Annotated in this window: 9 protein-coding genes; 3 read left to right on the top strand and 6 right to left on the bottom strand. The window is 35.6% G+C overall.

What is annotated here, in order from left to right; all coding sequences use genetic code 11:
* Window positions 1–22: 22 nt before the first annotated feature.
* Window positions 23–703, bottom strand: coding sequence for a YveK family protein (locus ACDZ29_RS01785; RefSeq protein ID WP_375089638.1), 681 nt, complete (start codon window positions 701–703; stop codon window positions 23–25).
* Window positions 704–1,181: 478 nt separating this feature from the next.
* Between ACDZ29_RS01785 and ACDZ29_RS01790 the strand changes: the two genes are divergently transcribed.
* Window positions 1,182–1,481, top strand: a complete 300-nt coding sequence (locus ACDZ29_RS01790; RefSeq protein WP_375089640.1) for a helix-turn-helix domain-containing protein — start codon at window positions 1,182–1,184, stop codon at window positions 1,479–1,481.
* A gap of 198 nt (window positions 1,482–1,679) precedes the next feature.
* Here ACDZ29_RS01790 and ACDZ29_RS01795 read toward each other — a convergent pair whose 3' ends face one another.
* Window positions 1,680–2,072, bottom strand: a complete 393-nt coding sequence (locus ACDZ29_RS01795) for an SGNH/GDSL hydrolase family protein (protein ID WP_375089641.1) — start codon at window positions 2,070–2,072, stop codon at window positions 1,680–1,682.
* Between the two features lie 486 nt (window positions 2,073–2,558).
* Between ACDZ29_RS01795 and ACDZ29_RS01800 the strand changes: the two genes are divergently transcribed.
* The gene (locus ACDZ29_RS01800) at window positions 2,559–2,750 is read left to right on the top strand and encodes a hypothetical protein (protein WP_137023242.1); all 192 of its coding nucleotides are present in this window, start codon (window positions 2,559–2,561) and stop codon (window positions 2,748–2,750) included.
* A 498-nt stretch (window positions 2,751–3,248) separates the two neighbouring features.
* Here the strand turns inward: ACDZ29_RS01800 and ACDZ29_RS01805 are convergent, their stop codons facing one another.
* Genes ACDZ29_RS01805 through ACDZ29_RS01815 form a run of 3 tightly spaced genes read right to left on the bottom strand, consistent with a single transcriptional unit; the run spans window position 3,249 to window position 7,947 of the window.
* Entirely contained in the window at window positions 3,249–5,171 is a 1,923-nt protein-coding gene (locus ACDZ29_RS01805) for a fructose-specific PTS transporter subunit EIIC (protein WP_375089643.1), read from the bottom strand.
* 14 nt (window positions 5,172–5,185) lie between these two features.
* A complete protein-coding gene (locus tag ACDZ29_RS01810; protein WP_375089645.1) occupies window positions 5,186–6,064 on the bottom strand; it encodes a ketose-bisphosphate aldolase in 879 nt (292 codons plus the stop codon).
* A gap of 17 nt (window positions 6,065–6,081) precedes the next feature.
* Window positions 6,082–7,947, bottom strand: a complete 1,866-nt coding sequence (locus tag ACDZ29_RS01815; RefSeq protein ID WP_375089647.1) for a BglG family transcription antiterminator — start codon at window positions 7,945–7,947, stop codon at window positions 6,082–6,084.
* Between the two features lie 851 nt (window positions 7,948–8,798).
* Between ACDZ29_RS01815 and ACDZ29_RS01820 the strand changes: the two genes are divergently transcribed.
* A complete protein-coding gene (locus ACDZ29_RS01820) occupies window positions 8,799–9,185 on the top strand; it encodes a helix-turn-helix transcriptional regulator (RefSeq protein WP_375089649.1) in 387 nt (128 codons plus the stop codon).
* A 137-nt stretch (window positions 9,186–9,322) separates the two neighbouring features.
* Here ACDZ29_RS01820 and ACDZ29_RS01825 read toward each other — a convergent pair whose 3' ends face one another.
* Complete coding sequence (locus ACDZ29_RS01825; protein ID WP_375089651.1) at window positions 9,323–11,206, bottom strand: S8 family serine peptidase; 1,884 nt, start codon at window positions 11,204–11,206, stop codon at window positions 9,323–9,325.
* Window positions 11,207–11,254 lie beyond the last annotated feature (48 nt).

The following is an 11,254-nucleotide window of genomic DNA, read 5'->3' on the forward strand; positions in this document are numbered from 1 at the left end:
CTTAATGTCACTGAATGGTTCTTTATTTATGTTGCGATATTTTTTGAATAGATCCAAGTAATGGCAATTCAAGGATTGTCTCAATATCCTTCTCGTCTCTTATCGTATTATCCATACACTCTAGTAGGAATGCCAAGCCTATTCCTGCCATTAACCCAACTACCACTGCAATAGCGATATTTAATAATGGAGAAGGTTTTACAGGAGTAGGATTTTCCTTTACTTCTGCCTTCGCAAGTATGCTAACATTGTCGACTTTCATAATATCCTTAATTTCCTTTTGGAAAGTTGAAGAAACCGTGTTGGCAATTTCTACTGCCTGAGAAGGATTACTATCTTGAACTGTTAAAGAGAAAACCTGCGAATTTTCTTGGCTGTTGATCGTGATTTTTTCACTAAGTTGATCAACACTTTGGTCAAGGTCAAGCTCATCAATGACTTTTCCCAAAATCGCAGGGCTCTTAATGATCACACTATATGTATTGATCATGTCGATATTAGATTTGATTTGAATCGAGTCCAATTGGTTCTCCGACTGTTTCTGATTAACCAGAATCTGTGTTGAAGATTGGTAAACTGGTGTTAATAAGAAATAAGAAATCGTTCCACTAATCAAAGCGGCAATTAATGTCAGCAGCATGATTAGCTTCCAACGTTTCTTTAATGTTTTATAAATATCTTTAATACTAATAGTTTCTTCCATTTCATCCTCCTGATATGTTAAAAATGACCTATTGCATTATACCATATATATTACCTATATTTATGTATTTTCAAGGAAATTTACATGAAACTTACAATGAAAGAATACTTTTCAAATCCCTTAGTAATTTTACAAAAAAAAAAATGGCAATACAAAGGAAATAATTCCTAAATTTGAAATATTGCATTGAACATATATATATAACCCATTTACCAGAATATTTTCGACTTAAATTTTCAATAACCCTAAGTATACACCCATTCCCAATTTTTGTTAGATCATTGTCGTACTTTACAATATTTACTAAAAATAAACCTAACTAAATGCCTACCTAAACAGAAAAATCTGTTTATACATATAATTGTGTCAAGTATTTTAGTGCCTAGTTATCATTAAAAATGATAGGAAAATGTGTAAACTGAAAGTGATAGTTTAAATCAGTATATAATTTTCATATTAATGGTTAGGTGTGGTCAAAATGATAGGTTACCGAGTTAAGTCGCTTAGGGAAGAAAGGAAAATGTCAATTAGTGAACTCTCCACAAAATCCGGCGTTGCCAAATCTTATATAAGCTCACTGGAAAGAAACCTTCAAACAAACCCTACTATATTAGTTTTGGAAAAAATCGCTGGAATTCTTTGTATTAAGGTCGATTCTCTGTTGAATGAGCAAGCAGACAAGGGCATGGATGAAGAGTGGATGGAAATCATGCAGGATGTTATGGGGTCTGGAATATCGAAAGAGGAAATGCGCGAATTTATTCAAGATAGAAAGTGATGTCTTTAAGGATTGAGAAATTATGATAACGCTTTCTTTTAGGTGCAAAGAGAACTTTAAAAGGGGGAAAAGTGGATATAGCCACTTTTCCCCCTTTTACTACTTCTTCAACATAAAATATTCCTCCATAACCTCGAACCATATGTAATGCCCTTGATCATTGGGATGTATGTTATCATTATTCAGGATATCAGCTAATCACATATTCTTTTTCTTTAGCTTCTTTTCTATCTCTTCTTTACTATTCATATATGCCCATTTATTCGTTTTGATGACCTGCTCGGAAGCTTGAATATAATCCAAATAATTCAACCCTAAACTATTCTCCCTTTTACCATTTGCGACTGGGTTTGTTGAAATGATTAGTATTTTTGCATTCGGCAGCTTTTTTTGTAGCTTTGACATGATGCTTTCCAAATCTTTCTCCGTCTGTTCCAAGCTAAGTGATTGATAATGATTGTTAATTAGCGAATTTTCAAAAATAATTAGATCGGGATTATCTTTTATGACTGCTTCAATTTTCTTACCTTTTAGCAAATCCTCTGTTGAATACCCCTCATGTCCATGATTAATGAAATTTAGTGTTTCCAAATCATCACTATCAACGGGAAACTCTTTTCAAAGCGCCCTGCATAATATAGTAGAAATGCATCAAATGCCTTATATACAAAGAAAGCGCTTTCATTTATAATTATCACAAGAAAACCAAGCCGAGAGGTGTGTTCAATATGGTAGGTGAAAATGAAGGGAATTTCTTAAAAGGACTTTTGTTTGGTACATCTTTGAGCATACCGTTATGGATTTCTTTTATTGGATGGATAAAATTAATTCTTAATAGTTTATTTTAGAGCCCTAGGGCTCTTTTTATTTTGTTTTGGTCGAGAAAACTTGCGATAACTTTCTTATTCACCATGAAACTCTACTTTTCTAATATTCTAAAAATGCTTCCATAACCAGTCAATTTTTTAACCCCATGTAAAGTATGTTATGGTTTTATTTGTTTTAAGTAATGTTATTGTATTCCTTGTTTCCTTCACACTTTTTCGTTGTATGATAGAAAAAAAAGGAGTTTTGGGAATGATTATTCTGCAGTATATTGGAAAAGTTTTTTCATTCATGCAAAAGGATATACCGGAAACTCATGTTAAATGCCATGTTTGTGCAGGTACAGGTGCCTACGATATTTATACTGATTGTCTTACCTGTAATGCAAAAGGGTTAATAAGTAAAGTTGAGTATAATAGGAGGCTTGAAGAGGGTGAAATTTAAAGAATTTCTTGAGGTCGATATATGTAATCAAAGAAGCAGTATTGGCTATTGCTTCTTTTTTTGTCCAAAACGGTACCGTTTGCCCCTCACCTTAAAGGGTATTTTATTATCAGGAGGGGATACATATGACAGCAATTACTCACATTGTATTGGCTGTACCTGATTTGGATGTTGGATTAAGTGGTATGAGCAGGTGTTACCGTGGCTATTTCTTTAGCCCCTATTGATAACGACTCTCATTATATTCTTCAATAACTCGATCAACTTCTTCCTTCACATCCGTTAAATTAGTACATGGGAAGCCTTGGTCAGCATGCAGGATTGCACTCGGATGGAACTCGTGATTCAGAGCCTGCCTTAGCTTAGTTAAATTACATAAACGATATTCATATCTAATGGCAGAATCCCTTGGGAATTCCCAAGGGATCTACCTTTAGTTTTGTGTAAAGACTTTTCCTTAGTTTTGTACAGTACCAATGTCATTTTCACTCGTATAAATTATACTGCTTTGATTGCTACTGTTTTATTTCCTGACTTCTCACTAGTATTATCTTGTGTTCTGTAAACAGGTTTTTTTAATACTCCAATTATACAAGCTGTAATAATTGAACCAATTAAAATACATGCAATGTATAACAATGGACTGCTTGCAGCAATAGGAATTACAAAGATTCCACCATGAGGAGCCTGTAAAGAAATCCCTAATGCCATACAAATCCCACCACCAATTGCTGAACCAACAATATTTGCTGGAATTATTCTTAATGGATCACTTGCAGCAAACGGAATGGCTGCCTCAGTAATAAAAGATGCCCCCATAATATAAGCAGCTTTTCCTGCGTTGCGATCTTCAAGTGAGAATTTATTTTTAAATAGTGTTGTTGCTAATGCAATCCCTAATGGAGGAACCATTCCTCCAACCATTAGTGCAGCAGATGGTTCGTAAATATGATTTGCAAACATCGCTAAGCCAAATGCTGATGCTGTTTTATTGATAGGGCCGCCCATATCAGATGCCATCATTCCTGCCAAAAGCGCTCCTAATAAAATTGCATTCGAACCAGTTAAGCCATTTAACCAACCTTGTAACGACTCATTAATCCACGCCATCGGACTATTTATTACAAAGTGCATAATAAAGGCTGTTACAAACGTAGCCAATAAAGGAAGTATAAGTACCGGTGAAAGACTTTGTAATGAATCTGGGATGCCTTTTAATAATTTTTTCAATCCTAAGATTGTATAACCAGCAATAAAACCTGCTATCATACCACCTAAAAATCCTGAACCACCAAGGGTTGCCATCATACCACCAATCATACCTGGTGCTAACCCTGGACGATCCGCAATACTATACGCAATATATCCTGCTAGTACTGGAACCATTAGTGCGAAGGCTGCGCTACCACCTGCTGTACCTAGAAAAGCAGCGAATGCATTATATTCTGAACTGGTCGGGTCTGAAGCGTGAATGCCAAACATAAAGGAGATTGCGATTAATATCCCGCCAGCAACAACAAATGGAATCATAAAAGATACCCCATTCATTATATGGCTGTATATTTTAGGTTGTTTTAATCGTGTTTTTTCTTTTGCTTCCTTTAACTTGTTGTTCCCCTGATTTAAAACCGTACCTTTTCCAGAAACAGCATCTTCAATTAAATCCTTAGCATGATGTATCCCATTTTTAACAGACGTTTTAATAACCTTGCGATCACCGAAGATATTCATGTCCACTTTAACATCTGCAGCAACAATTATGCCATCTGCTTCATCAATATCTTCTTGGGTTAATCTGTTCTGTATTCCCGTCGATCCATTGGTTTGAACTTTTATTTGAACGCCAAGCTCCTCAGCAGCATTTTTTAATGCTTCTGCAGCCATAAATGTATGTGCTATTCCAGTAGGGCATCCAGTAACCCCGACCAATTTCTTACCAAAATACTTCTTATCATTCGTATCTACTTGTAGCATTTTTTCTTCAGCATTTGCAAATAGCTGGACAACTTCATGACTATCTTTGGCAAGAATAAGCTTAGCTCTAAAGGTTTCATCCATTAGAAAAGTGGAGATTTTAGATAAAGTATTTAAGTGCTCAGTTGAAGAATCTTTGCCGGCTGCTATCATGAAAAATAAATTACATTTTTCTGAACTATACTTAATTCCACTTAAAGATCTTCCCATAATGATAGCGGGCGATTTAACTCCAGCAGATTTTGCATGTGGAATAGCAATACCAAACCCTACTTCTGTTGGAACCTGATCTTCTCGTGCCCAAATATCCTGTTTAAATTGTTCAAGATCATTTAAATAGCCGTTTGAATTTAATTTTTCTGCAAGCTCATTAATTAAGTCCTCTTTCGTTTCAGCAACTAAATCTAATATTATGTTTTCTGGCCTTAAGACACTAGAAGTCATCATATATATCCCTCCTCTTAAATTTCTCCTAATTTATAGAGTGATGCTTTTCCAGTTGAACCAAATAGATCCATTTTCTTCTTTACTAATTCAATAGCTGCCTTCGTTGCTTCAGGCATTAATATATCTGGTTCGTAAGCATTTGGATTATCATCCAGCGTAGCTCTTAATTGGTTATAAAACGCTCTCTTCATATCTGTTGATAAATTAATTTTGGCAATACCATGTTTCACAGCTTGTCTTATTTCTTCATCTGGGTTGTCTGATCCACCGTGGAGAACTAAAGGAATGTTTACTTTTTCATGAATCTTCATTAATCGATCAATTTTAATAGAGTGATCTTTCGTTTCTGGGTATAAGCCATGTGAAGTTCCAACAGCAACAGCAAGCGTATCAATTCCTGTTGTTTCAACAAAAATGGCTGCTTCATCAGGATTCGTATATAAAATCTCATCTGCTCCGCCTTCTGAACTACCCTCATTACTTCCAATAGTACCTAGTTCACCCTCTACAGACACACCTACCATATGAGCAAGTTCTACTGCTTTTTTTGTTAATGCCATATTTTCTTCAAATGGTAAATGTGACGCATCCATCATCACAGACGTATAGCCATTTCTAATAGATCGAGTAATATCTTCAATTGTTGCCCCGTGGTCTAAATGAATAACAAAAGGAACTTTAGACTTTGACGCAGCCTCTCGTACATATGCCACAAATTCATCAGTCACTAAATTAATTTCATTCGGGTGAATTTGAAGTATAGCGGGAGATTTCCGCTCCTCTGCAGCACTCACTACAACTTTGACAAATTCGCTATTTGCTACATTAAATGACCCAACTGCAAATTTATTCTCATAAGCTACTAAAAGTAAATCTTTCATATTCATTAACATTTCTATTCCTCCTAATATTATTTGGAAGACCAAACTTCCAAAAACTCATCATAATTGGTTACATTTAATAATTTTTCTGTCATGTTTGTTTGCTTAAACACATCATGAATCTCTTCAAAAAACTTTGTATTATTTACCTTTTGATTTTTTGGAGGGATAAATAGAAAGATAATTTGAGCCATTTTGTCTCCCCACAAAATTTTTTGTTTATTTATTGCTACTAACACTCGTAATTTTTTGTTATTTCCACAATCAAATGGATGCGGCATGGCAACTAAATTACCAATATTAGTACTCGACATCTTTTCTCTTTCATTAATGCTTGTATACAGATGTTGAATATCTCCAAACTGCGTGAGGCTTTTTAATACATCTATTTGATTCTCTTCATCTAAGAAATAAAGATCATTCGGAGATAAATAGTACTTTAGTAAGCCACGATTCAATTGAATAGAAATAGTCTTCATATCTTCATTTGTAATCATTTCACTAACACGAATATAATTTTTCACATTTAGGTGTTGCTCCTCAAGGATTAAACTAGTAGTTACTATAGTTTCTATCTCTTCAGGAAGTAAATGGATTTCATGATTTGCAAATAAACCATCAATTTTAATATTTGGGAAGTATAAATTTATTTTTCTTTCTATTAGCTTACCTACTAACGGATTTTTCCCATAAATAATTGCAATTCTTTTCCTTGTTTCTTGGGAATTTTCAATAATATTCATAATATGAAGTGTCAAGTAACCGATTTCATTTTCTGGAATCTTTATATTTAAGCAAAATTGTAATTCTTTCGCTAAAACTACTGCAATATTATAAGCATTCATATATTCCGACTTTATTTGAGAAATAAATGGATTCTCTAAAGGAAAGGAATATTTTAATGGATATAATGACTTTGTAATATGTACCAATAGGCGATTAAATAACTTTTCATTCTTTCGACTTGAAAAACCATATCGATCCCCAACATTTTTTATAACCGCTTTTACTTTTTCCTCTATTTCATCTGAGTGTTCATGCACAGTTACTTCATTTTCCTTCGGTAATATTTGTAAAGAAATTAACAGGTAGCATAAATACTGATATTCATATTCGTCAAACTGTACATTCATTTCCTTAGCTAAACGACTAAGGATTAACTTTGCTATTTTTAATTCTTCAAAGCAGGTATTATCTAACCTCATGTCTTTTTCAGCAATTTTTTGATGAAGGCCCACTCGTTTTAAACTAATAATTATGTTCACACATATTGCGAATAGTTCTTCCGAGCTTAGTAACAAATTGTACTTAGTGACTTCTTCTTCAATACAAGAATATACTAATTGAATGGAGGACTGACTAAACCAATCACCAAAATAGTATTGCAGCGCTTCATCAAGCGACATTCTCTTTAAACAATTTGTTGTTACTAATTTTTTTAGTAATAGACGTTTCTCTACTTCACTTCCCTTAAGCCTTACTCCTTGGAAGATAATTGCTTGAACTTCAATGTTCCATTTTTCGGCTTGGATTATTTGAAATAATCTTTGTACGTCTTTCCTAATTGTTTGAGTAGAAAAATAAAGTTTTTTTGCCAGTTCATCATAAGTTATAAAATCAGTTTCAGATAAAAGTGTTTTTATTATATGAAAAGCTCGTTCTTCGTAATCATCTTCATTTTGCTGAATATTTGATAAATCCCCAACTAATTTATATCCTTTTTGAGTATTACCAGTAATTATGACTTTATCTAAAAAAGTTTCATTTATTTCCTTAATGTCATTTCTAATAGTTCTTGTCGTTACATTAAATAGATTAGCAAGCTCGCTTCCACTTACATAGTCATTACCATATTGTTCTAAATATTCTAATAACTTAATGTAACGTTTTTTCATTAGTATTTCCTCCTCACACTTATATTAATGTAAGCGTTTTACCTATACCAAGCCTATACATTTTCCTAATAGTTAGGAAGTTTTTAATATTAAGGTGATTTTATAATAGACCAAAGAAGGTAAGATGGTCGATGAACTCTATCCAATTTGGAAATAAAACGATCCCGTATACACTTACGAGAAGCCAATGTCGCAAAACTTTATAGATTAGCATTGCGTGTCTGTCATATCTCCTTCTGATATAGATGTAGAAAGATTTTTACATAAAAAAGCCGTTTGGACCGTAAAACAACTATCTGATTTCAATGATATACAAACCAATGTTCATAAACGTTCCTTTTTGTCTGGAGAAAAGCTACTTTGTCTCAGCCAACTTCGCCCATGATCGTATAAAACGTTTTATCCTAAAATTTCAGCAAGAACCAAAATTTTTCATGGAAGTCCATTTACAATCAATTTACTATATCCTGATTGCTTTATTGATAGGGGGATCGCCATCACCTATATATACGAATTAGCCCGGGGTTCTTCCAATGACTAAAGCTATGTAATTCATCCTTCTTGATGTTATATAGGGAATATAGACAATTCAGAATAATTGTTTATTCCTTTTTTTAATTAATTGCTGATATAAATAAATATAGTAGAGATACAAAAGAATTTTTAATTTATACAATTAATAATTAAGCCCCTCTCTATTTAGAGAAGGGCTTTAACAATGGAGAAGTACCTTCGGGGTAGCACAATAATAGAAAAGTGATTAGTGAAAAGCGCTTAAGCCTATCACATATCAGATTGGCTACTTATAGATTTTGTTAGTTTAACAAATGATAAGTCAAGGAGTGTTATATTTGAAAGTGGAAGGTGTATATACTTATTTATGTGAAAATTGTCAAACACTGTTTGGCGTAGTATCTCGTCTTTCTGTTATGGAAGATAGAATTGATACTCTGACGTGTCCTATGTGTTCTAAGAAAGAAGCAGTATGCATTGGAGAAGGGCATATAAATTACGTAACTCATGAAAGAAGGGAAAAAATAATAACGAACGAAATGGATGAGATATCACAACTACCAGAATTATTAACTGTAGAGCATTTGGCAGATTATTTAAATGTTAGTGAAAGAACTGCTGATGAATACATGGGAAATCCCGATTTTCCTTTAATTCGTTTAAAAAGGTCCAAGAGGGTTTTCAGGGATGACTTTATAGACTGGTTACATTCAAAGAAAAAATAAAACAAGAAGAAGTCGTTTAGAAATTGTAAAGCTGGGGTGCTACGTAATGGCAGCACCTTATTTGTGTTTTTAAAATAAAACGAAGATAGCAGCAAGTACAGCCCCCACATCGAATATTGGGGGCCGCCGTTTTTTTATCACTTTTTAACCGTGACTTTCCTCGATTCACTTACGTTTTTCGCTTTGTCTTTTGCATAGGTATATAGGTTCTTCCCGGCTTTTTGCTTGGGGATTTTAACCGAGAATGTGCCTTTAGTCGTTGCTGTAGCAGAACCGATCACTTTTCCTGATGCTTTGATGGATACAGTGGAGTTGGCTTCTGCTTTGCCTGTTACTTTTGTCGTTTTTGTTGTCACTGTGTTGACCGTCGGTTTAGTTGGTGCTGTTTTGTCTGTGACGGTCACTGTTTTGATCGAGCTTATATTACCTGCTTTATCCGTTGCTGTAACGGATAGGATTTTTCCGGCTTTTTGTTTTTTTGATATCGTTACGGTAAAGTTCCCAGCACTATTGGAAGTTGCTTTACCGAGAATCGTGCTACTATTTTTGACAGTGACGGTAGTGCTCGCTTCCGCTTTTCCAGTAACTTTTACGGTATTGTCACCTACCGAATTTACTGAAGGTCTTGCTGGAGCCGTTTTATCAACCACTTTAAATGAAACGGGTATGCTTTTATTTCCCGATTTATCAATGACCCTAGTAGAGATGGTCGTGCCTGCTGGTTGTTTTCCGATCGTCGCTGTAAACGTCTTTTCGCCGTTGATCTTCACTGTGGCGAGTTGTTTTTTATCGGTATAAATGGAGACGGTCCCCGTTTTGAAATCGGTTGGGATTTTTCCATTGATCTTGGTGTCCTTATCGGAAATCGCGGGCACGGCCGGTATGGTCAGCGTCTTCATTTCCAGTGCTTTCTTGGCATTGACCCGCCCGTTTCCATAGTATATGTCTTTCCCTTTCGCACCGAGATCCACGGCTGAATCATAGAGGCGGTATTCGACCTCCAATTTGTTGAGTTTGGGCTCATGGGACCAAATCAGTGCCGCTACACCCGCCACCATTGGCGTGGCCATCGATGTTCCACTCATCCAGCCGTATTTTTCACCTGGTAAGGTTGAAAGGATATCATCCCCAGGTGCTGCAATATCGACTGTTGAATGGTAGTTGGAATAACTGGGACGCTTGTCCTTTGAGTCAGTGGCGGCAACGGAAATGACATGGCTGAATGCAGCTGGGTAGACACGCTGTACATTTTTCCCCATATCTCCTTCATTACCGGCAGCCGCAACGATCAGTATGCCTTTTTTATAGGCTTCCTGGACGGCCTTGTTCAATGCCTCCGAATAATTGGTGTCTCCTAAACTCATATTGATGATGTTTGCCTTTTGCTCAACGGCATAATGTATGGCGTCTATGATATCGGCAGTATCGGCATACTCCCCATCAAAAACGTTGATCGGCATTAGTTTAATGTTCGGTGCAACACCCGTTCCACCTATGCCGTTATTGGCAGAACCGGCAATGATGCCTGCGATATGCGTTCCATGTTCACCTTTTGGTATGATATTCTTCCGATTGCTTACAGTATCATAGGCCTTGACGACCTTCCCTTTTAAGTCATCGTGGTTGCGATCGATACCGTCGTCAATGATGGCCACGATCAATTCCTTGGAACCCATGGATTTTGTCCATGCTGCATTCGTACCAAGCTTTTTATGATGCCACTGGTCATTGTAGGCTGGATCGTTCGGGCTTTCCATCTTCTTGAAAAGATAGTTTGGCTCTGCATATTCCACATTCTTCCGTTCTTCAAGTTCCTTGATCAGGTTGTCGGTCGTTTCCCCTGTAGGAACCTCCACCTTTTCTATCAAGTCGTTGATCGGCTCATCGTTCGTCTCTTTATATTTGACGATGACACCATCTGATTGCGGGGTCTCTTCTGCAGATGCAGCATCCGGCTGGCAGATTGGCAGAATCATAAACAGCAATAATACCGGCAGTAAGGCCTGAATATGTTTGTGCATGAAATCACTCCAAAAAAATAATATTAACAATAGCTACGGATGAGGTTT

The sequence above is a fragment of the Peribacillus sp. RS7 genome (genome assembly GCF_041956845.1).
Taxonomy (GTDB): Bacteria; Bacillota; Bacilli; order Bacillales; family DSM-1321; genus Peribacillus.

What these genes read in the sequence shown, in the direction of transcription:
- ACDZ29_RS01785 (WP_375089638.1), bottom strand. Translation starts at nt 703, where the DNA reads ATGGAAGAAACTATTAGTATTAAAGATATTTATAAAACATTAAAGAAA.
- ACDZ29_RS01790 (WP_375089640.1), top strand. Translation starts at nt 1,182, where the DNA reads ATGATAGGTTACCGAGTTAAGTCGCTTAGGGAAGAAAGGAAAATGTCA.
- ACDZ29_RS01800 (WP_137023242.1), top strand. Translation starts at nt 2,559, where the DNA reads ATGATTATTCTGCAGTATATTGGAAAAGTTTTTTCATTCATGCAAAAG.
- ACDZ29_RS01805 (WP_375089643.1), bottom strand. Translation starts at nt 5,171, where the DNA reads ATGATGACTTCTAGTGTCTTAAGGCCAGAAAACATAATATTAGATTTA.
- ACDZ29_RS01810 (WP_375089645.1), bottom strand. Translation starts at nt 6,064, where the DNA reads ATGTTAATGAATATGAAAGATTTACTTTTAGTAGCTTATGAGAATAAA.
- ACDZ29_RS01815 (WP_375089647.1), bottom strand. Translation starts at nt 7,947, where the DNA reads ATGAAAAAACGTTACATTAAGTTATTAGAATATTTAGAACAATATGGT.
- ACDZ29_RS01825 (WP_375089651.1), bottom strand. Translation starts at nt 11,206, where the DNA reads ATGCACAAACATATTCAGGCCTTACTGCCGGTATTATTGCTGTTTATG.